This is a genomic window from Vibrio aerogenes (assembly GCF_024346755.1).
In the GTDB taxonomy this organism is placed as follows: Bacteria; Pseudomonadota; Gammaproteobacteria; order Enterobacterales; family Vibrionaceae; genus Vibrio; species Vibrio aerogenes.
The window spans coordinates 3,506,470-3,528,322 of record NZ_AP024861.1; the positions used below are offsets into that span (position 1 = coordinate 3,506,470).

Annotated in this window: 16 protein-coding genes; 9 read left to right on the top strand and 7 right to left on the bottom strand. The window is 50.3% G+C overall.

Going from position 1 to position 21,853, the window contains the following annotated elements; translation table 11 throughout:
* The first annotated feature begins 382 nt into the window (after window positions 1–382).
* On the top strand, window positions 383–1,336 hold the full coding sequence (locus OCV29_RS15615; RefSeq protein WP_073604143.1) for a hypothetical protein: 954 nt from the start codon (window positions 383–385) through the stop codon (window positions 1,334–1,336).
* A 23-nt stretch (window positions 1,337–1,359) separates the two neighbouring features.
* Here OCV29_RS15615 and OCV29_RS15620 read toward each other — a convergent pair whose 3' ends face one another.
* From OCV29_RS15620 to OCV29_RS15650, 7 genes are all read right to left on the bottom strand, one after another.
* Window positions 1,360–2,235, bottom strand: coding sequence for a GH32 C-terminal domain-containing protein (locus tag OCV29_RS15620; RefSeq protein ID WP_073604144.1), 876 nt, complete (start codon window positions 2,233–2,235; stop codon window positions 1,360–1,362).
* 291 nt (window positions 2,236–2,526) lie between these two features.
* The gene (locus tag OCV29_RS15625) at window positions 2,527–3,741 is read right to left on the bottom strand and encodes a hypothetical protein (RefSeq protein WP_084193343.1); all 1,215 of its coding nucleotides are present in this window, start codon (window positions 3,739–3,741) and stop codon (window positions 2,527–2,529) included.
* Window positions 3,731–4,420, bottom strand: coding sequence for an ABC transporter ATP-binding protein (locus OCV29_RS15630; RefSeq protein WP_073604145.1), 690 nt, complete (start codon window positions 4,418–4,420; stop codon window positions 3,731–3,733). Before OCV29_RS15630 ends, OCV29_RS15625 begins: the two co-directional genes overlap by 11 nt.
* Window positions 4,420–5,655, bottom strand: a complete 1,236-nt coding sequence (locus tag OCV29_RS15635) for an ABC transporter permease (protein WP_073604146.1) — start codon at window positions 5,653–5,655, stop codon at window positions 4,420–4,422. The genes OCV29_RS15630 and OCV29_RS15635 overlap by 1 nt, the downstream gene beginning before the upstream one ends.
* Window positions 5,645–6,874 (bottom strand): ABC transporter permease, encoded by a 1,230-nt coding sequence (locus OCV29_RS15640; protein WP_073604182.1) that lies wholly within the window; start codon window positions 6,872–6,874, stop codon window positions 5,645–5,647. Before OCV29_RS15640 ends, OCV29_RS15635 begins: the two co-directional genes overlap by 11 nt.
* Before the next feature lie 4 nt (window positions 6,875–6,878).
* Window positions 6,879–7,625, bottom strand: a complete 747-nt coding sequence (locus OCV29_RS15645) for an outer membrane lipoprotein-sorting protein (protein WP_073604147.1) — start codon at window positions 7,623–7,625, stop codon at window positions 6,879–6,881.
* A gap of 136 nt (window positions 7,626–7,761) precedes the next feature.
* Entirely contained in the window at window positions 7,762–11,070 is a 3,309-nt protein-coding gene (locus OCV29_RS15650) for an AAA domain-containing protein (protein ID WP_073604148.1), read from the bottom strand.
* 440 nt (window positions 11,071–11,510) lie between these two features.
* Between OCV29_RS15650 and OCV29_RS15655 the strand changes: the two genes are divergently transcribed.
* From OCV29_RS15655 to OCV29_RS15690, 8 genes are all read left to right on the top strand, one after another.
* Window positions 11,511–11,831, top strand: a complete 321-nt coding sequence (locus OCV29_RS15655) for an STAS domain-containing protein (RefSeq protein WP_073604149.1) — start codon at window positions 11,511–11,513, stop codon at window positions 11,829–11,831.
* 32 nt (window positions 11,832–11,863) lie between these two features.
* Window positions 11,864–12,703, top strand: a complete 840-nt coding sequence (locus OCV29_RS15660; RefSeq protein ID WP_073604150.1) for an OmpA family protein — start codon at window positions 11,864–11,866, stop codon at window positions 12,701–12,703.
* 1 nt (window position 12,704) lies between these two features.
* Window positions 12,705–14,801: an SLBB domain-containing protein gene (locus OCV29_RS15665; protein WP_073604151.1), complete on the top strand. Its 2,097-nt coding sequence runs from the start codon at window positions 12,705–12,707 to the stop codon at window positions 14,799–14,801.
* The gene (locus OCV29_RS15670) at window positions 14,798–15,487 is read left to right on the top strand and encodes a P-loop NTPase family protein (protein ID WP_073604152.1); all 690 of its coding nucleotides are present in this window, start codon (window positions 14,798–14,800) and stop codon (window positions 15,485–15,487) included. Before OCV29_RS15665 ends, OCV29_RS15670 begins: the two co-directional genes overlap by 4 nt.
* Window positions 15,488–15,581: 94 nt before the next feature.
* Complete coding sequence (locus OCV29_RS15675) at window positions 15,582–17,840, top strand: ATP-binding protein (RefSeq protein ID WP_306345604.1); 2,259 nt, start codon at window positions 15,582–15,584, stop codon at window positions 17,838–17,840.
* A 141-nt stretch (window positions 17,841–17,981) separates the two neighbouring features.
* Window positions 17,982–19,523: a sigma 54-interacting transcriptional regulator gene (locus tag OCV29_RS15680; RefSeq protein ID WP_073604154.1), complete on the top strand. Its 1,542-nt coding sequence runs from the start codon at window positions 17,982–17,984 to the stop codon at window positions 19,521–19,523.
* The gene (locus OCV29_RS15685; RefSeq protein WP_073604155.1) at window positions 19,501–20,529 is read left to right on the top strand and encodes a glycosyltransferase family 4 protein; all 1,029 of its coding nucleotides are present in this window, start codon (window positions 19,501–19,503) and stop codon (window positions 20,527–20,529) included. The genes OCV29_RS15680 and OCV29_RS15685 overlap by 23 nt, the downstream gene beginning before the upstream one ends.
* A 120-nt stretch (window positions 20,530–20,649) precedes the next feature.
* Window positions 20,650–21,852 (top strand): glycosyltransferase, encoded by a 1,203-nt coding sequence (locus OCV29_RS15690; RefSeq protein ID WP_073604156.1) that lies wholly within the window; start codon window positions 20,650–20,652, stop codon window positions 21,850–21,852.
* The last annotated feature ends 1 nt before the right edge of the window (window position 21,853 follow it).

Genomic DNA, 21,853 nt, shown 5'->3' on the forward strand with positions numbered 1-21,853 from the left:
CGATTGTTGACATCATCCGTTGGTAAACCAATCTGGAAAATAAACTGATCATCTGGATGTGTCTGGTGGAGCAAACATACAAGGGCATGGATGCCCTTGTTGAAGCGCCCATGGATGGCTTGAGCGGTTTGTGGAACCAGATATATCCAGATCAGAAAATAACTTAGAATGGTATAAGATCATCCGTTGGTAAGATCATCGTACAGATTGCAGACCTGAACGACATGTACAAAGGCAGAACAGAAATAATTTCACACAAACAACACATACTCAATCGGTCCCTTAACATCTATACTCATACTGTTCGGTATATTCGCTGCACCCAAAATACCGACTGTTGTATCTCATCGCATGATACCAAAGCGCTGGATACGGAGATTTTATGAAGAGATCCCAAAAAATTATTCGCTACTGTTTGCTTGGTTACACCGTGTTTTTATCTGGCTTTTCAGATATGTACCATGTCACAGCAAGTTTCACCTATGCATCAATGGCACTTCCCAATGATGCCAGGCTCACCTCCAAAGCATCGCTTGCAAGAAATAAGTCCGCTCCCGGCTGGACTCAGGGTGCCTCGATTGTTCAGGGAATTCCACGCGGCGATACCACGCCGGCATACTGGGCGAATGAAATTCTCGACCCAACACTGACCACATCAGCGCCATGGCATGCCATCACCCTCTGGGTCACCATATTTGAGCAGATCGATAACCAGATGAAAGATGTCAGGGTCAAAATGAAAGATGCCGACATATGGCTGCTGCGCTCAACAGATGGCAGCAATAATCCGGCGACAGCAAAATGGGAAAATATCACCCCACAGCACCAGGCCATCAGCTGGGCAGCCTATTATTCTTCCGACATGAAGCATTATATTTCCGATGCCGACTATCGCATTTCTTCAGATAATACCAACGAATATGAGTTGCACTCTCAGGGATATCCGATTCATGGTGGCACCAATGTTATCAGCTTTAATGCTGACAATATTCTGGCCGCATTTGTCAGGGTCAAAGCATGGCTGGTGCCGGAAAATGAAGAAAAAATAAAAAACAGCCAAAATGCAAAAATTTTGCTCAGTGTCGGCGCTGATTACTATCCTTCTGCGGAATCATCCGTTGCCGGAGGCAGCTTTGCGAATGCCAATTACTTACCTGGCGTCGGTGGCAGCCGGTTTCAGTATTTAAGCCTGACCCCGACCTGGTTCTATATGGGGACGGTCGCACCGGACGATCTGTCGACTGTTGACAAAAGCAGTCTGTTTTACCAGTCCGGCGGCAAAACCAGCTTAACCAAATCAGAATGGATGGCAAACCCGCCACCGGTCGGCTACTGAATCACTTCAGGCAAACAACCGGATTAAAAAATCAGGTGTGAGTGTTCCCAGACAGAGTGTATGGACCAGATCGATATTTTTTTCAGGACAGAAACACCGCCATGGCTGAAGAGCTTCATCCCGGTGTCTGATAATTGAGGAAAAATCTGCTCGGTCAGCACAACCTGACTGACACCGGAAAATACCGTCACGGATGACATATCTACCCGAATCCTTAATTTCAGCACTCCGGCATCTAATTTCACCCGCGCGTAATGTTTTGCCGGGAAAAAACGGACAAAATCGTGGCTTGTATGATGACTGTCGATATAAATACTTTCAGCCCCGGCATCATAACCGATCACAGCAACGGCCCCTTGCTCAGCAGAGCGAATCTGAAACCCGACCTCTTTCGCCAGCCCCGGCTGAATTTCGGCTTCAATCTCAAAGACCGGGACACTAATCTGGTGCTCGTGCAATAAAGTCATTCCTGGTTTAATTTCATGCGCCTGATCGGAGTGATATAACAATGAATCCCGTTGTCCGGTTAAACCGGATAACGGAACCGGGACGAGACCGGACTGACCCTGATGTCTGAACACTGCGTGACTGTCAGCATCACCGGCATCTGAATCTCCCGGCCACCGCGACATCTCCGGATCACGGCGTTGATAAGACCGGTCTGGCCAGAAGATATTCTCTACAGCCTCTTTACTTCGAATGCCTGTGTCCAATGTATGATGTCCGGAATAATAGGCAAATGAATCCTGATTCAATTTTTCCGAACCATGCAAAGAGGTACTGAAACTATCTGAAGCAAGCGCTTTCACAACAAAGCTGCTGATAATACCGGTCGTAATAATAAGGCTGACAGACCTGACGACGATGTATTTAAAACTGATTAATGATGATATATCCATCTGACGTGTTCCTGATATTATTTTTCTTTTATTGGTTTCACAGAAAGTGAATCGATTTAGCCGCGGGAAGCTAGCACATTACCATTATTAATCAATATGCATACATTATATGTGTGATTTTCTGCTGATAAAGGAGAGCAATTGATGAGTACTTAGTTGATGAGTACTTAGTTGATGAAACAGAAGCTTGATGAAAAAGAGGCTTGATAAAACAGAGGCCTGATGAAGCAAATTATCTGGTGAAATCACTTCTGATAAAACAACGCCTGAAAGTAACGTTCCGGGATCTATTCAAAAATTCCAGCGAATTAGCCCATACATCCGGGTCTGCTGATTCTGGCCGTACAGACTGCTGCCTGGCCCCCCGAAATACTGAACACCACTTTGCAGTTGCCAGTCATCCGCCAGTGAATACAGGCCAGACAGACTCAAATAGACAGATTGATCCTGATAATAAATCCCGGACATCGTCAGCCGGAGTAACGCAGTCAGATCAACACTGGCTTCACCGTAATAACTGTGCCGGGAAAAACTCAGCCTGCGGGCGTTTAACGATTGACTCAAAAAAGATTGATCCAAAAAAGTCACCGTGCCCGTCAGCGCTTCCGGATGAGAGATATACAACCATGCTGCTTTAATCAGCCAGTGATTATCACCGGCAAAGCTGTAATCCGTTTCCAGTGTCGATACCAGCGTCGCATGAGTTTCTCTGCCTTGCCAGTCGCGATGTTCCGGATGAAACCAGCTGAGCTCCCCGCGAAAACCAGCACCCAGAATATCTCCGGCAAATCCCGTACCCATCACCTGATCGAATCCGGATTTTCCGCCCAGCAACTGAATATCCCAACCGCTGTGACTGAAGAACCAGCGACCGGAATAACCCGTCAGTTCATGGTTTTGATTTGGGTTATATGCCAGCCCGATACCACTGGCATAACCGGTTTTCCGGCTGATCAACAGTGCATCAGTCCCGGGACGTTCCGCATCATCAATCTCATACAGAGAGTAGGTATTAAACAGATCATTGGGATTCCAGATCGTTGCCATACTCCAGTTGATTCGCTGCCGTCCGCCCTTCACCTGCCAGTCCTGATGGTTCCACGTGAAGTACAAACGTTCAAGCTGGCTATTCCCTGCTGCATGACTGCTTTCATGCCAGTTGGCAGACAGATCAACAGAGCCGGGATCCTGTGAAATCAGCGCAGTATAACGTGGGTCTTGGGCTGTATCGCCCCAAATCAACCTGTGGCGCAACCCGGCATTCAAACGAAAATCCGGGTTGAAGCGGTATTCCGCTTTCAGTCGCTGCCGGAGCATCTGATCAAGTGAGTGGGGCTGCCGGGCCGGATCAGTGACGGTGATCTGATAACTCACCTCACCAGACAGATCATAGTTTTTCTCCGGCATCAGTCCGGGAATCGCTGCCAGCGTGGTGCGACTTAACAGGCATGTCAGGCTCAACAGCACACCGATCAGCCCGGACAGCACACCCGCTTCAGCGCACATGACGCTGATCTGCCTTTAACTGACCATCTTCAAACACAATCACCCGCCGGGCCCGCTGAATCACCCGCGGATCATGGGTGGAAAAGATAAAGGTAATGCCTTCCTTCTCATTCAATTGCTGCATAATATCCAGCAGCCCGGCGGTACTTTGCGCATCGAGGTTTGCCGTCGGTTCATCGGCCATCACAAACTGCGGGCGGGAAGCCAGTGCCCTTGCGACAGCGACCCGCTGTTGCTGTCCGCCGGAAAGCTTCGCCGGACGCTTGTGTTGCTGCGTTTCCAGCCCCACCTGCGCCAGCAGTTCAGTCGCCCGCTGGCGACATTCCGCCTCACTTTTTCCCTGCAACTGCATGACAAACTCAACATTTTCCAGTGCGGTCAGCACCGGTAACAAACTGTAATCCTGAAAAATAAACCCGATATGATCGCGGCGAAAGGCACTTCGCTGCTTTTCACTCAGCTCATTCAGGCAACAACCATCGATACTGACCTGACCGGATGTCGGTTGATCAAGCCCGCTCAGCAGATTGAGCAACGTGGTTTTTCCGGAGCCGGATGGCCCCATCACCGCAACAAATTCGCCCGGTTCAATGATCAGATCGAGCGCTTTCACCGCATGAACCGGAAACTCAGTGTTCTGATGATAGACCTTAGATAATTGCTTGATTTCAATCGCCATTAATGTTTCTCCGCCATCGCTTCAACCGGGCGTTGTTTTAAAATCTGCCGCGCCGGATACAAAGCGGCTAACAGCGCCGACAAGACCACAGTGGCAAATATCACCAGATATTCAGTCACCGAGACGTATGGATACAACACGGTATCAATCCCGTACGCGCCCAGCCCCTCAGCCACTCGTCCCAAAGGCAGGCCGGTGTGTTGCAGCAAGGTTATCAGCACGCCACTACCCGCAACGCCCAACAGTGCCCCACAGATGCCCAGCCAGCCACTTTCAAGCACAATCAGTCCAAAGAGCTGGCGTTTTTCCATCCCGACCGCCATCAGAACACCGAACTCCTGTGTGCGCTCGAACACCGACATCAGCATCACATTAACAATGCCCAATCCCATCGCCAGCACAAAGATACCCAGAATAATCGCAGCACTGGTCCGGGTGGTTGCCAGCATTGAGGCCAGCAATGGCTGTACCTGTGTCCAGTCCTGCACCAGATTTTGCGCAGACATTTCAGCTGCGATGTTCGCCCGTAGCTGTATCAGGGGTTGTAAATCATCCACTTGTCTGCCATCGGTTGCCAGCACAGCGATTTCATGCACACCAGCCATCCCGGCAATGGTTTGCAAATCATCCCGGCGGACAAATATATTGTTGTCATCAAACGGGCTGGATGGCGTTTGAAAAATCCCGTGTACCCGGAACGCGGCACCGGTCACTTCTCCGCTGCCGTTGGTCAGGGTTAATACCACTTTCGATTTGACGTTCAGTTTGAGCCGTTTGGCGATTTTAGCCGACACCAATACCGGCTTTTTCCCCTGCGCTGAAAGCCAGTTTCCCGCCACCATGCTGCCTGCCAGCGGGGTAAGCTTTGCTTCTGCTTCCGTATCAATGCCATTTATCCGGACGCCTCTGGAACTGCGGGCTGAACTGATCATTCCGTCAATCAGAAACCGGGCAGAGAAGGCTTTCACCTGCGGATTGTGTGCCAGTTGCAGCTGCAATCGCTCAGCATCGGCAATCGTCGCCTGAATCTCCGGATTTTTCACATACTGCCGGTGATGAATTTGCAGATGACTGATCTGCCAGTCAATCGCATTGTGCACCATGTTATCGAACATGCCGGACATCAATCCGGTGATCATCACCGCCCCCATTAACCCGAACATCATCGCCCCCAGCATGACACCGGTTCGCAGCTTGTTGCGCCACAAATTGCGCCATGCCAGCTTAATCAGCATGCGATCCTCCTTTCAGTCCGCTCACAATCTTCAACCGGAAAATTCGCCACAGCGGATAAATCAGGCAGAGGGTTAAAAGCACAATCACCGCCATCACCTGATCAATCACCAGTTGCGGATCGAGTGATACCGGCAAAACCGGTTCAAAGCCTGATTCCAGCATCATCTGCGCCGATTCACCGGTCATCTCGATCGGGTGAAACCAGAGATAGAGCAGAACCGGCGTCGCAACCAGCATCCCGAGAAAAATCCCCAGCCCGGCAAGCAGTACGGATTCCGTGCTCACCAGCCGCACCAGCCGCCCGCGGGACATACCGGTTGCCAGCATTACCGCAAATTCGCGCTGCCGTTCGAGGATCATCATCAGCACAGTTGCAAACAGTGCAAAGCCGACGATCCCGTACAGCACATAGATCATGAAAATGCCGCTGACTTTATCCATCAAAATCTGCTGCGCGAGCTCAGGTGACAGCTCCTGCCAGCTCCGCACATTCACCCCATGACCATAGCTACGCCGGAGCTGCGCAATGATGTTTGGCAGTGCGTCCTGATGATGTGTATGCAGCACCCACGCACTGACCTGATCGCCGGTGCTGTAGAGTATTTGTGCCTGTTTGAGCGACATATAAACCAGCTGCCGGTCCAGTTGCGGCAGCGGAAAATGCACAATACCTTTGACCCGGAAAACCCCGGCGGCAGTTTGCCCGTGATAACCCTGACCATAGAGCACCATTTCATCACCGACGCCCAGATGAAAATAGTTCGCCAGTCCCTGACCAATCAGAATCTGCGTATCTTTCTCCGTCAGGAAGGTTCCACTTGTCAGTTTCTGACTCAGATGCGAGTAACCTTCTTCCAGTTCAGGGATCGCCCCAATCACCATCACGCCTTTGGATTGCTCACCGGCGGCCGCCAGCGCGAAAGATTCAAGGCGTGGCAGCCGGTCTGAAATGTCAGGATGTTCGCGGACCGGACGGATGAAATCATCCGATTGCGGCAGTAAATCATCAATGCTGAGACTATCGGCATAGTCAGGATGCTGCAGCTGAATCAGGCCGGTATAAAAACGGGCGGCATGGTCAATCCCGAGCGCATAACTGCCCTCCTGCAAGGCACGAGTCAACAGGGACAGCACCAACGCCAGCGCCAGTGCAGAAGCCGTCAGCAAGGTACGCCGCTTTTGTCGCCAGAGATTCCGCCATGCGAGCCGGAGTAACATCATGCTAATCCCTCAGCGATTTCATCTGACTCAGAGAAAAGAAGTTGTCTTCAACCGCAAAATCAAACTGTGCTTCATGGGTGATAAACTCAGTTTTATAACCCGGTTTATCAGCGGGATACATCTCCATCCGGCTGGCAACCATTCGGCCACCCATCTTGCGGATATCGAATGTTTTCATGGTATTGATCAGTGCTTCAAACTCATCAAAGAACTCAACTTTGCGTTGCAGGTAGGTCTGCGTGGAAATCCATAACCGGATCCGGCTCCAGACCACCGGCGAATCCGGCTTTGCGATGGCGTCGATCACATAAGTCATTTCACCGTCAAACAGTTCCTGTGTGACCAGTTTGTGCCGGTAATCCACCACAATCGATGACTGGTTAATCAGATCATCATGAGTAAAATCAGACCCCATCCAGGACTGGCTCAGCATCGAGGGTGCGATTTTGATCACCCGATCTATCGCCGGCACCCAGTTCCACATCTCCCGGAAGCGTTTCAGGGACGCACTGCCTTTATCTTTCGCCGGAGCGGTGACCAGCACCAGAGCATAGTCCCGTCCTTTGGTCCAGCTTTTCATCGTCATACTACGGGTCCAGTCCGGGCGGACAATCCGCATCGTTGCCACACTGTAGCTGGATTCGCCCTGCATCTGCCGGTCCGATTTGTCAACGATCTGCGTGGCGCTCTCAGCAGCCACAGATAACAGCGGAAAACAGAGAAACCAAAAAACAATCACAACTCTCATGATGATGCCTGCATATCAACAAGTTCATCTTTGATGATAGCCGGAATCAACCCCAGTGAATGTTACTTCACCAGAGAATTTGATGATTTACAGAGAATTTATCGGAATGATGAATGTTTTGGTTCTGCTGCCCGGTTTAGATTTCTCCTGCCGCGATCTGTCGATCTTCTTCCTTCAGTAACATGTGGCAAAGCGATTCAACATACGGTTTATCAGACCAGATCGTTGCATCACCAATCACAAACAGATGACGCCGGGCGCACATCAGTGCCACATTGAGCAGGTTTGGCATCGCGGTAAACCATTCTGCGCTGCTGCGTTTTTCAATGTCACACCCCAGCAACAGCACCACGGTCTCATTCGACTGTCCCTGGAAATCAGAGATCGTGCCGGTGTGATGACGCAGGAAATGATTGAATGTGTGTTGATCCCAGCCAAGCGCAGCCAGCAGGCTTTCACCATGAGCGGTCAGATAATCGCGCACACCAGAAACAACCGCTTTAAATGGCGACAGGATATAAATTTCTTCCACACGTTCCGGTTGTACCGCCGCCTGCATCAGCAGCGCCAGTGTTTCTGCACCCACAGCCTCTTTGTACTGTTTATCGGTGCACCGGCCCGGCGTATGAATCCAGCGGTTTTCCCCCAGCACCGGGTGAGGCCGGGCAGCGATTGATCCATCCTGCACCGGAATAAGCCGGTTATGGTAAGCAAACTGATTGGCTAAGCTGAACATCGGCTCAGTACACCCCCGGTGCACCCACAGCGGAATACCGATCCACTGTGACTGACCCGCAATATCCAGCCTGCAACCATAAGGATTGACCCGATCAGCTATTTGCTGCAGTGACCAGCTGGCCGGATCCCATTGCAGCCACCCGTCACCCATTGAATCTGACAGCTGCGCCTGAATCAGTTGAGGCGGCGCAATCATCGGTGCTGGTGACTGCTGTGAATCACCCATGACCAGCGTGCGTTTCGTGCGCATCAAAGCCCCAACCGCCGCTTGTGGTTCCACTTCTCCGGCCTGCAGAATCATCAACCAGCCTAAAGATTGTTCTGGCAGGCTGGCAAACATCCGGCTAAAGGCAGGCAGTGAAGTTGAAATGACCGGCGTCAGCATAAAGAGCATTTGCCACAATGCCAGTGGACTGAGATTTTTTTGCGACACCGGCGCAGCCGTCAAAAGATTTTCCAGCTCACGGAACTGCGCAGCAAAATGGCGGTTATCAAGGGCTTCCATGATCCAGGCTTCATGCAGTGTCATCGCGGTAATAAAGACTTCGGATCGCAGCTGATTGGTTTTACGGTTATGCCAGAATGACTGTCGCTGGACTTGCGGATCCGTCATGCGCAGATCATCGCCCGGTAATTGACACTCTTTCAACTGCTCTTTAATCTGAATCAGCACTTGCTGGTTTTCTACCAGATCGGCCTTAATTTCTTCATACTGCCGTTCAATCGCGACCTGATGATGTAAGTTGACATCCAGTTCGTGCTGATGCTCTTCTGCCGTTTGTGTTTCATCGTCGAGTTGGCGTTGCAGTTCCGCCAGATGATCAACCTGCTGCTGCAAGCGTTGCTGATACTGCTGATTGGTCCCGAGATTAAATAAACGGGCAAAGAACCCCGGCTGCTCCGGGTAAATGGCTTCCAGCTTCGTCTGAGCGGCTTCAATTTCCCGTTTCAGGCTGGCTTGATTCTCTTGATGTGCTGCCAGTGAGATCCGCAGTGTGGTCTCGGTTTGTTTCAGACTGCTCAGTTGTGCTTTGAGGGAGGTCTGCAACTGGCGGCTTTCTTCTTGTGCCTGTCTCAGTTCATCATATTTTACGAAACTGGTGTTGAGTGATTCATAGTCAGCAAGAGCCGTCTGAAACTGCTGTTTTGCCGCTTCAAATGTCAGGCCGGTATATTGCTGTTTATATTGCCAGAGATTTAAATGATCACTGGCCGGGTCGCGTTCTGCCGGAGGCTCTTTCTTCCAGAAGTTCTCCTGAAATACCCGCTCGCAAAAATCCCCGCGTTTTTGTTTGGTTCCCAGAACGGCAGCAATGGTACTCCAGACCCGTTCATCAGGATTTTTGACCGGTTGCAGCCGGTTTCTGTGTCTGAGGGCACTCATCTGATGCGCAACCGGCCTGATACAGGACAAGTGCTGGTAACATTTCGCCAGCGAAGTCACCTCAGACAGCTCTCGCGTCATTTGCTCTGCATCGCGATAATGGTCTGATGCCAGCACCATTTCAAATCCGGTCAATGCCGGATGGAGGAATCCGTCTTTGGTCAGCCCCTCAGAGACATCATTCAGGCCAGCCAGTACTTTGGCTCTGGCGACCACATTTTGTGCCACCACATTCTGTACCACTGATGTTGCCCCTGTCCCCGGTGGCGTGTTGACGGACATCAGCCCTTCTTCAGCCAGAGACTTTAAGCTCGCATTCACCGCAAACTGCTGCATGAAAGACAAATGTTCAGATAAATCAGAAGGCCAGCGGCCCGGCGGCGTTGCGCCCGGATGAAAATGCTCCGCAATGAACGATAGCGCTTCGTCCTGATACAGATCGGCATACCGTTCCGGCACCCGCCCGAGAAACTGCATCAACCCTGCCCCGGCCGTTCCCCGCCCGACACAACGGGCCGCACGCTCAATATCCCGCAGATAAGCCGAGTTAAGAATCGGGAGCAAAGCCGCTTCTTTCTCCGGCTCATCATCGGGAGTTTGTTCCGCATACACACGCTGAGTGAGTTTTAAATCAGGCACTTCCGGCTGTTGGGAAAATTCCATCCGGAACAGATATTCAGATGTTGCACCAGGCAGCACCAAGTCCTTTGGCTCTAAGCCTGCCCACTGATATAAAGCTTCAATCAAGGCATGAATAGCGTCCGTATCCAGCACTTTCTTCCCCGGATTGGTTCTCAGCGGCAATAAACCAAACTGGATTTGAGCAATGCTTTCTTTGAGTTTTTCGTTATCCGCATCAAACAGAGTCAGTGATAAGTCGGTGCGCTGCTGGTGAATAAGCTGCCCGATGGCCCACGGCAACGTACTGACCGACAAAGTATCAAACAACGGCGTGCCATGCTCATCCAGCGTCAGCTTCGCAAAACAGCTCCAGCCTTCCCGATCCAGACGTTGTGCCGTTTCCTCTTCACTACGCGGATTAAACCCCCATTTCTTTTCAGCGATATGACTTAAAACAGCCCGGTCAAACAACCCCAGATAAAGGGTGTATGTGGTTTTTTTGTAGGTATCGATACCAAGACGGGGTTTAAGCTGGGTCGCGATCCATGGCAGCAAAAAGTTTTGTTTTTCATGGAACTCATCCACTTTGACTGCCACTGAAGGGATTGGAGATTCATGTTCATCCGGCACGGCATAAGTGCGGAAAAATTCAACCTGACTCCAGGCTCTGAGTACCTGAACTGCTTCTTGTTGGGGGGTCATTTACCTAACCTGAACTGACAATATGAAAAATAGACCCAAATGACCTGAAAATGTATGTTCAGCGAGAATTGATTGGCTTGAGGTCAATTGGGTGAATAACCTTTGGTTTTATCTCAACCACAAAGCAAAAATAGTACGCGATAATATGCGCAGATGAAAAGCGTAACCCTAAAAAAGAGAACTGTATTCAACGATTTCTTATTCCACGCCGGATATCACTCAATCACCTGAGCGCGTGTTTCACGGTTTAAAAGTTTGAGAATGATCTGGCAGACAAGGACGCTTCCCTTGGGCTTCAACACGATTCTCAATTTGATAAACGGTTTTTCTCAATTTGACATCAGCCAGCATTAAAAACCTAAGATATTGAAAAATAAAAACTATTTTTCTGGCACATATTCTGCTCTGTCTCCTGTACAACACACACAGGAGATACGACCATGGAACTTCAAAAAATCAATAATAACGACATTCATCTGACACTACAGTTCAACGGCAATCTGGATGCAGATGGTACCCGCAACATTCAGCCGGTAATTGATGACATTATCTGGGCTGAGCCTCACCGCGAAGTAGAACTGGATTTCAGTGACGTCCGGTTTATGGATTCTTCCGGTGTTGGCGCTTTGGTTTACCTTTACAAGCGACTGGTGGAAAAGAAACGCAACATGCGGCTGGAAAATGTGTCCGGTCAGCCACTGGAAATCATCCATCTGCTGAGGATCAGCAAAACAATCGCGGTCAATTCCCGCACCCACTGAAAGTCATCTGACATCAGAAAAGGAGAATCTGCATGCATATCAAATGGTCTGGCATAAATATCAACATTGTTGCTGCTCTTCTGGCTCTTTTGCTTCAGGGATGCGCCAGCTATCCCGGTGCAGGTCAGGGAGGCATGGCCGAGCAATACATGTCTGCAGAATTCTCCCCGGTGATGCCGGACGAACCGCTGGGGCCGGAACACGGCCTGCGCTTCGACTGGCAGCTGGCAAAACTTCATCTGAACAGTCTGATTCAGGAAGGTGCCAAATGGTGCTTCCCTGCCACAGTCGTTCAGGCACAGGAAACACAAAACCGTATCGCCCGCGAAATCAGCGGCGGCTTACTCACCGATGCTGCAAATGATTTGATAATTCTTCGCAAGCGTCTGAATAAACTGGAAAATCAATTGGGTTATGTCACCCGGCACGCACGCTGTCAGCCACCGGCAAACGAGCAACAATTCCGTCAGCAACTGACCCGGATAGATGAAATCTATCAGTTGCTGAACAGTGACAACCAGTTCGCACTCAATTCCTATGCGATTAATCCGGTTTACATGGGAAAACTGGCGCAGGCGGTGATGCTGCTGCGCGAAGATACACATCTGTCTCTGGCAATTACCGGCCATGCAGACAATCAGGGGACCGAGGCACATAACGAGAAACTGGCGATGGAAAGAGCCAGACAAGTCAAACGTTACCTGATGATATTCGGCCTTGAACCCAACCGCATCAAAACCGAATCGCTGGGTGAATCCCTGCCGCGCTACAAAAGCGATGCACCGGAAGCCCGCCTGACCAATCGCAGGGTCAGTATTGAAATCCTGTCAGAGCAACAGACAGGGATGAACGTCAGTCAGGGAGAGCTATAAGATGAAAACCATTTACCAGTCATTACTGATTTTACTGCTGGCATGCAGTATCTTCCCGGCCCGGGCAAACACAGAGACGATTCAGATTGGCGATCTGATTCAGGTCAACCTACCGGGAGAAGAAGCACTCAACCGCGGCTTTCAGGTCGACAAGCGCGGCCGGATTACCCTGCCGGAAATCGGCCCGGTTTATGTCGCTGGCTATAACGAAGCGCAGCTGAATCAAACCATTATGGATGCGCTGAACAAAGTCTTCCGTGATACATCCAATGCCAGCATTTTTATTGCTGAGCAACAGATGATTATCTCGGTTCAGGGCTATGTCACCTCTCCCGGCGAGTATACGCTGCCCAGTCACGCCGGGATTCAGACGGCGCTGCATGCCGCAGGCGGCGCACGGGCCGGTGCACAGCTGGATAAAATGCAGCTCAAGCGCCGGGGCGATAAACAGGAATTCAACTACAAGAAGTTTCTCGACAGTGGTGACGAGTCGGTGCTGCCTGCACTGCGCTCCATGGATGTGCTGTTTGTTCCCGCATCGCCAATCGTCGGCAACATTGAACAGGAATTTGATGCGGCAAAACTGGCGAACGCCGGTGACAGTGCCGATTCCAAAAGAGCCATCAAAGTCTTCGGTGAAGTGAACGCCCCAGGTTCATTCTCGTATAAAGCCAACAGCGATCTGGTCGATATTCTGATGCGCTCCGGCGGTGTCACCCGCTATGCTGCCGTCGAGCAAATCCGGGTCATCAGTAACAATTCGCCGAAGTTATTCAATCTTAAGTCTTATCTCGATTCCGGCGACACCTCACTGCTACCGGAAATCGCACCCGGCACGACGATTTTTATTCCCAAGCAGGAAGAAGAAATCAAAGCAGGGGCGAACATGGTTTACATCATGGGTGAAGTGGCCCGTCCCGGTGCTTTTGAAGGCAAAAGCGGCGCGACTTTTATGGATATTCTCGCCAACGCCGGCGGCCCGACCCGGTTCGCTGAAGCCCGGCAAATCCGCATTATCAAGGCCGGAGGCGATGTCATTCGCTTTGACCTGACCGCCTACACCGAAGGTTTATCCAAACAGGCACCGCCACCGATTCAGTCCGGCGACGCGATTTTTGTCCCGGAAAAAGTGGATATGAATGAAAAATCATGGCTGAAAGTTGCACCGGACCGGGCAGTCAATGTGATTGGTGAAGTCGTCAGACCCGGACGAATTGAATGGTCTGACGAAATGAACTTCATGGATTTATTATCCCACGTTGGTGGCCCGACGCTGCGCGCCGATACCACCCGGATTGAAATTGTCACCCCGGATCAACCGCTGCTGAAGTTCGATCTGGACCAGTTTATCGCTCAGGGTGCGCCTGCCAATAAGATGCCGGTGATTCGGGCCGGTTCCATTATCCGGGTGCATGATCTGCCCCAGGATCCATCTGACAATAAATCACAGTGGGTCAGACAAAGCTCTGATGCCTCTATCTATGTGTTTGGTCAGGTCAATTCGCCGGGACGTTACCGGTTTACCGATGAGATGCACTTTCTGGATATTTTGTCCGCGGCAGACGGCCCGACCAAAGATGCCGATATTCACAATATCCGGGTCACTCACCGGGATAAACCCTACGCCAAAGTCAGCAAGCTGAACCTGTCTTTGTATTTTGAAACCGGCGATGAAAACCTGCTGCCGAAAGTGAAAACCGGCGACACCATTTATATTCCGGAGAAAGACCGAAACTGGCTGGAACGCTCGAAAGAGTCGACGATCCGCATTCTCGGTGCAATCAATAAACCCGGCCGCTATGTCTTCAACGACAATATGACCATTCTGGATCTGCTGGCTGAAGCCGGAGGTCCGAGTAAATCGGCTTATCTGGAGAAAATTACTATCGTCAATATGTCGTGCTGTCAGAATCAGGCCCGGACTTTTGATCTGGTCAACTTCAGCCAGACAGCCAATATTTACGGCCTGCCGGTATTGCGCACGGGTGATACGATTTTCATTCCCGAGCGCAGTGAAAGTTTCATGGAAAAAGCCCGTCAGGCCTTTGATGATGTCTTCCGGATGACCACCACAATCCTGCTGATAGGAGCCTTGTGATGATTCCTGCAACGCATGCTGAAGTTGAGCAAATCTATCTGGCGGCTGAAATGGCCAAAGCGCGTTCCATCTGTGTCACTGCCTGCCAGACAGGGGAAGGTGTCACGTCGGTTGCCAGTGCGCTCACAGAAAGATATCTGCTGGCCGGGCACCAAACCCTGCTGGTTGATCTGAACCTGTTTAATCCGGCATTCAACGAGATCAATATGCTGCCCGGAGCAGCCACAGAAAAGTGGATAGAGCACAAAGAAACATCGCGCCTGTTTACCGGGCTGAGTATCCCCGGTGAGCCGGCAACGCTGCTGCGCTATAAAGATCCGGTGGTTCTTAACACGCAAATGCAAACCTGGCTGCAACAGTTTGATCGGGTCATCGTGGATACCTCTCCGTTACTGAATATCAACCGGGGCAACATCCCGGCGCAATGTGTCGCCAGCGCCTGTGAGCAAACCATTCTGGTCGTCATGGGCGGTGTGACCAGTTCTCACCAACTCAGGAAAGCAATGACCTTGCTCAGCGCTGAGCAGATATCCCTGCTGGGGACGATACTCAATGGCAGAGACCAGCCACCGCTGCGACTGGAATTAATTCGTGAGCTCAACCGGATTCCGTTATTTCCGGCCCGCTTAAAGCAGCGGATTATTCAGTGGCTGATGAAGAGCGATATGCTCTCAACATATGCATAAAGGAGACATCAAGAGGCATATCCGACAGATGTCAGCTAAGGTTATGAATAGTCACAAACACTTTGAGCAGAAGAATTTTATTCAGACAGGATGCATGATGAAATTCAAAACCAAAACCATTCTCGGTATCGCTTTTATTGAGATTATTTTGCTGGTCATCATTGTACTCAGTGCCATCTCTTTTATGACTCAGTCTGCCGAAACACAACTGGTTCAGCGCGCGAATGCCACAGCGAACATTCTGGCCAAAGCAGTCGAAAAAGACGTGTTATCTTTTGACATCAGTTCACTGGATGAGATCGTCCAGGAAGTGATCAAATCAGAAGACATCGCTTATATCCGGATCATTGGCTATGGTAAAACGCTGGTCAGTCAGGGGGATCCCAAAGCGCTTCAGCAGACAACAACCATAGATAAAAGCCTGAATGATGTCGACGATGGTATTTTTGATGTCCGGGTTGATCTGAAAACCAATACCAGCACCTACGGTCATATCGACATCGGTTTCAGTAATCAATCCATCACAACACAAATTACAACCGCCAGAGATTCAATGACGGGCATTGCAACGATTGAAGTTTTGCTGGTAGCACTCTTTTCCTTTTTCATCGGCCATTATCTGACGAAAAGTTTAACCCAACTCACTCAGGCCGCGAAAAAACTGTCACAGGAAGGGCCCGGCTATCAGGTCACGCTGAAATCCTCGGATGAGTTAGGTCAGGTCGCCAGTGCATTCAATCAGATGTCTTCCAGCCTCGCCAAAAGCTATGATGATTTAAAGATTGCCCGTCATCAGGCCGAAGATGCCAGCCAAAGCAAATCTCTGTTTCTTGCCTCAATGTCTCATGAAATCCGGACACCGCTGAATGGTGTCATTGGACTGCTGTCCCTGCTTAAAGAAACTTCTTTGGATAAACATCAGACACATCTGGTCGAAACCGCCAGCCAGTCCGGTTTTTTTCTGATGTCGGTCATCAATGATATTCTTGATTACACCAAGATGGAGTCGAATACCCTGTCTTTGGATCGCAAGCCTTTCGATCTGCACGAATGCATCGATCAGGTGATCAATAGTTTTCGTCCGTCCGCATGTTTTAAAAGTATTTGCCTTGAACCCACGATCACGCCTTCTGTCCCCCAATGGGTCAAAGGCGATCAGTACCGTGTGCAGCAAATTCTGCATAACCTGATTGGCAACGCGGTGAAATTTACCGAACAGGGGAGCATTCAGGTGATTATCCGGGCAGATAGAAACAAAGCAGGTATCTTACTGACCGGCCAGATCATCGATACCGGAATTGGCATTGAACCATCGATGATTGATCAACTGTTTGAAGAATTTACCATGGCAGATAACACCTATTCCAGAACACAGGAAGGTTCCGGACTGGGCCTTGCTATCTGTCGTAAGCTCTGTGAACTGATGGACGGACAAATTTCTGCCGAAAGCCAGCCGGGTGAAGGCTCAACCTTCACGTTTCAGATCAGGCTGGGTGAATCTGACGGCGTGCAGGTCAGTGAGGAACCTGTCACGACCATCAAACCCGAATGGAAACATGCCCGGATTCTGGTGGCAGAAGACAATAAAGCCAACCAAATTGTCATCGAAAATATGTTTTTACATGCCGGTATCACCATTGAACTGGCCCATAACGGGCTGGAAGCCGTCGAAAAAGTCAAAAACGGCCATTTTGATCTGGTCTTCATGGATATGTCGATGCCACAAATGGATGGTATGCAGGCCTGTCAGGAAATCCGGGCCATGGCAGACAAACAAAAGGCAGAACTCCCGATCATCGCACTCACGGCTCATGCCTTGCACGGTGACAAAGAACGATTTATCACCGCCGGATTGACCGACTACTTATCCAAACCCGTCAGGCTGTCGCAACTGCTGGAAAAAATGGCGCTGTACTTAAAAACAGATGAGATTGAAATCAGTACGGATCTGCCGGAAGGATCTTTACAACCGGCGCCGGAAAGCGCAGCAGAGCACCCGGCAGAACCTGACGGACTGGTGGATGAAACCATTATTCAGCAGGTCATCGCCGATACCAGCATTGAAGTTTTGCCGGTCTTGATTGATCACTACGTGGAAGAATGCCAGCAAAGAGTCAAAAAAATCAGCTGTGCAATCAATCACAAAAAGGCTGAATGTCTTAAATTTGAGACACATACATTAGGCAGTTCGGCTCTGGCACTGGGGAACCGTAATCTTGCAGAGCTGGCCAGAAAGATTGAACACCTGTGTATAGACGGGAAAGATGAGGAAGCGTATCAGGCAGGGGAAGCATTACCACAGCTGGCAGCCGACTCGCTCGCCGCCCTGCAGCTGCGGAAAACCATGTCCTGACGGATTCGGTGACTTCGCGACAAAAACAGAGACCAGACGGTCTTCACAATACAAAATAATACCGCAGATTTCTCACCCCGGCCAAACTTGGACTATATATTAAGGAACCAATTGGATATAAATCAGGAAGGTCGATTCTGAATGAGAAACAAAGTATTACTCGTTGAAGACTCCAGCTCGCTTGCCATTTTATACAAACAATACGTTAAAGATGAACCATTCGATTTATTCCATCTTGAAACCGGTGCAGAGGCGATTGATTTCATCAGCAAACAAAAGCCTCAGGTCGTTATTCTGGATTTAAAACTACCTGATATGTCCGGCGAGAATGTGCTCGACTGGATCAGTGAACATGAGATACCAACCGTAGTGATCATCGCCACGGCACATGGGTCGGTTGATATCGCCGTGAACCTGATACAAAAAGGCGCCGATGACTTTCTCGAAAAGCCCATCAACGCAGACAGGCTGAAGACCTCGATCAATCTACACCTTCAGCGCAGTAAGCTGGCGCATCTGGTAGAAGATATGGAACACCGCTACAGCCGGAAAAACTTTCACGGCTTTATCGGCTCATCTCTGCAGATGCAGGCCGTTTACAAAATGATTGAATCGGTCGCCCCCACCACCGCCAGTGTGTTTATCAACGGTGAAAGCGGCACCGGGAAAGAAGTGTGTGCAGAAGCGATTCATGAACACAGCCAGCGTCAAAATAAACCTTTTGTCGCCCTGAACTGTGGTGCGATTCCCAGAGATTTACTGGAGAGTGAAATCTTCGGCCATATGAAAGGTGCTTTTACCGGCGCAACCACGGACCGGAAAGGCGCGGCGTCTCAGGCGGACGGAGGAACTCTGTTTCTGGATGAATTGTGCGAAATGGAACTGGAAATGCAGAAAAAACTGCTGCGTTTTCTGCAGTCCGGTACATTCACCCCGCTCGGTGGCTCCAGAGAGCAGAAAGTCGATGTCCGGATCATTTGTGCCACCAACCGGGATCCGCTTGAAGAAGTCGAAGCCGGACGCTTCCGGGAAGATCTCTACTACCGGGTCAATGTCGTACCGATAGAAATGCCGCCGCTGCGCGAGCGTGGCAATGACATCATCGCACTGGCACAAAGCTTTCTGGTCAAATATGCGAAGCAGGATAAAAAGCGTTTCACCCTCATCAGCCGGGATGCACAAACTGTACTGAAGAAATACCACTGGCCGGGTAACGTCCGGCAGCTGCAAAATATCATGCGTAATATCGTGGTACTCAATAATGATTCGACGGTCAGTGTGGAACATCTGCCGGATCAAATCAAACAGAAACGCCCGCAGCCGGGCCCGCCCCAGAACGGCGCAGGTAAAAATACCAACCGGCAAGCCGTTGTAGATGCGATCCACGAGACACCAGCGCCACCACAATCACTTCAGGAGGTGACGCCTGTCCCCGTTCCCATTGTCACAGATACCGCCGTCACGGAGGGCACACCAATGACGGATCCGGCGACAGCACAGACACCCCCCCCCAACATCCGACCAATGTGGCAGGTGGAACGGGAAACAATTCAACAGGCGATTGACTATTGTGATGGCAATGTACTGAATGCCGCGGTGCTGCTTGAACTCAGCCCGTCAACGGTTTACCGGAAAAAGCAAGCATGGGAAACAGAGCAGGATGAATTTATTTCAAAGGAATGAGATCTGGCTGGTACTGGACAGCCGGGTCTTTGGTGGCATTGAAAGCCATGTACTTCAGCTGGCCTGCGGTTTAAAAGTGCATCGCCCGGTGCGGATTATTTTGCTGAAAGCGTATCCGGACAGTCAGGAAATGATTGAAAAACTCAGGCTGAATGACATTCCTTTTACCGTATTGTCTGAATATTTTCCGCATCATAAAACGCCCGCGGCTTTAAAACAGGCCATTCATCGTTTTCGCCCGGCAGTCGTTCATGCGCACGGCTATAAAGCGAGTCTGTTATGTAAGCTGGCCAGGCGCACCTCGAAAGAAACATTCAGACAAATCTCCACCTTTCATGCCGGTGAAATTCCCGCTGGCCGGGTCAAATGGTACGACATGCTGGACCGGATTACTGCATTCATGTCCGATCAGAGTCTGGCGGTCAGTCAGTTGATCCAGCAACGAATTCCCTTCCGGACAGAGAAGGTGAATAACTTCGTGGACACGGAAAGCTTACCCGTCAGTCAAGGGCAGCAAATCGCTTTTGTCGGCCGTTTAAGTTATGAAAAAGGTCCGGATTTTCTGCCGGAAATTACCCGGCTGCTGCCGGAAGTCAACATTCACTGTTATGGCGATGGTCCGCTGTTCAGCCAGCTCAGCCGCTCCGGGCAGCATAATCTGATTCTTCATGGTCACAAAAGTGCTATGGATACATTCTGGCCGGATATCGGTCTGCTGATTATCTGCTCCAGAGCTGAAGGTTTACCTATGGCAGCACTTGAAGCAATGGGCCGTGGCATTCCTGTCGCAGCAACAGCGGTTGGCGAGCTGCCCGAACTGATTCGTCACGGAGAAAATGGTTATCTGGTCCGGCAGGCACAGGAGTTAGTCAGCTGTATCCAGGACTGGCTGCACCGCTCTGAGGCAGAACGGCGGCAGATGCAATTACAGGCGCGTGAAACCATTGTTCAGCATTACTCTAATCTCACTATGATTCCGGATATGATGAGAAAATATTTTGTTTAATCTGATTCTCATTTTGAGAACAGAAAAAACCAGCCAAGAATCACTTAAAATTCAATAAGATAAAAACATCATTTATTGGCACCTCCTTTGCTATATCTCAGTGTAACCAAGGAGGAACCCATGAAAAAAAAGCATCATATCTTGTTTGTTCACTACGGCGATAACTGGATTCGCGGCAGTGAACGCTGCCTGCTGGAACACCTCGCTCATCTGGATAAAAACAGCTTTCGTCCGTTTATCTGGACCAACAGTGAAGCTTTGCATACCGAAGTCAAACGGATGGGGTTGCATAGTGAGCTGTCAGAGTTTCCGCTGCTGTTTGGCTGGCGGAAACCGCGGATTGACCTGCTGGCCTGGTTCAGATTAGTGAAACAGGGCATGCAGATGATTCGATCAAATCAAATCAATATGATTCATCTGAACAGCGCAGCCCCCTGTCAGTGGATGAACTTCAGTGCCAGAATGATGAATATTCCGCTGCTGACTCAGATTCACACCGATTACCCGGCCCGTGACCGGCTGACACTCGGGCTGCATTTTTCACCCAAAATCATCGCGGTCAGCAGTGCTGTCACCCGCTCTCTGATTCGTGATGGTTATCCGCAATCCCGGCTTTCCGTCATTCATAACGGAATCGATACGGAACGCCTTTCTGAGTATGCTGCCGTCGATATTCACGAGTATCTTGATTTACCTGAAGATGCCTTTGTTTTTCTGACCGTTGGTTCACTGATTAAACGTAAAGGTATTGACAGAATCCTCTCTGCACTCAGACACGTGGCACTGGAGTATCCGCAAACCCATCTGGTTGTGATTGGTGACGGGCCATTACGCAAGAATCTCGAACTGATTGCAGATGAGCTTCATCTGACAGAGCAGGTCCATTTTGTCGGCGAGAAAGACAATGCCATGGGCTGGATGCGGGGTGCTGATGCATTCATCAGTGGTGCCAGAAATGAACCTTTCGGTCTGGTGATTACTGAAGCGGCACTGGCTGAGCTGCCGATTATCGCGCCGGAAACCGGCGGTATTCCGGAAATCATCAGTCATAAAAAGCACGGTCTGTTGTACAAGAACACCGGTGTCAAACCCATGGTTGATATGATGCGTCTGCTGCTGAAAAACCCGGCAGCGGCCCGGAAACTCGCCCAAAATGCCAATGCGCATATCCGCAAAAATTATACGATTGAGCATAATACTCAGGCGATTGAATCCCATTACCGCAAGGCGCTTGCAGCCCGTTACATCCCCAGTCTTTCATGGTTTGCGGCCTGCCGCCCGATCAAAACTTACGTGTCTAAACGACTGTTTCAGGGAGGCTGAT

Bases quoted from the DNA above. Each gene is read 5' to 3' on its own strand.
- OCV29_RS15680 (WP_073604154.1), top strand. From the start codon at position 17,982: ATGAGAAACAAAGTATTACTCGTTGAAGACTCCAGCTCGCTTGCCATT.
- OCV29_RS15655 (WP_073604149.1), top strand. From the start codon at position 11,511: ATGGAACTTCAAAAAATCAATAATAACGACATTCATCTGACACTACAG.
- OCV29_RS15640 (WP_073604182.1), bottom strand. From the start codon at position 6,874: ATGTTACTCCGGCTCGCATGGCGGAATCTCTGGCGACAAAAGCGGCGT.
- OCV29_RS15685 (WP_073604155.1), top strand. From the start codon at position 19,501: ATGAATTTATTTCAAAGGAATGAGATCTGGCTGGTACTGGACAGCCGG.
- OCV29_RS15630 (WP_073604145.1), bottom strand. From the start codon at position 4,420: ATGGCGATTGAAATCAAGCAATTATCTAAGGTCTATCATCAGAACACT.
- OCV29_RS15650 (WP_073604148.1), bottom strand. From the start codon at position 11,070: ATGACCCCCCAACAAGAAGCAGTTCAGGTACTCAGAGCCTGGAGTCAG.
- OCV29_RS15635 (WP_073604146.1), bottom strand. From the start codon at position 5,655: ATGCTGATTAAGCTGGCATGGCGCAATTTGTGGCGCAACAAGCTGCGA.
- OCV29_RS15615 (WP_073604143.1), top strand. From the start codon at position 383: ATGAAGAGATCCCAAAAAATTATTCGCTACTGTTTGCTTGGTTACACC.
- OCV29_RS15690 (WP_073604156.1), top strand. From the start codon at position 20,650: ATGAAAAAAAAGCATCATATCTTGTTTGTTCACTACGGCGATAACTGG.
- OCV29_RS15625 (WP_084193343.1), bottom strand. From the start codon at position 3,741: ATGTGCGCTGAAGCGGGTGTGCTGTCCGGGCTGATCGGTGTGCTGTTG.
- OCV29_RS15660 (WP_073604150.1), top strand. From the start codon at position 11,864: ATGCATATCAAATGGTCTGGCATAAATATCAACATTGTTGCTGCTCTT.
- OCV29_RS15675 (WP_306345604.1), top strand. From the start codon at position 15,582: ATGATGAAATTCAAAACCAAAACCATTCTCGGTATCGCTTTTATTGAG.
- OCV29_RS15620 (WP_073604144.1), bottom strand. From the start codon at position 2,235: ATGGATATATCATCATTAATCAGTTTTAAATACATCGTCGTCAGGTCT.
- OCV29_RS15665 (WP_073604151.1), top strand. From the start codon at position 12,705: ATGAAAACCATTTACCAGTCATTACTGATTTTACTGCTGGCATGCAGT.
- OCV29_RS15645 (WP_073604147.1), bottom strand. From the start codon at position 7,625: ATGAGAGTTGTGATTGTTTTTTGGTTTCTCTGTTTTCCGCTGTTATCT.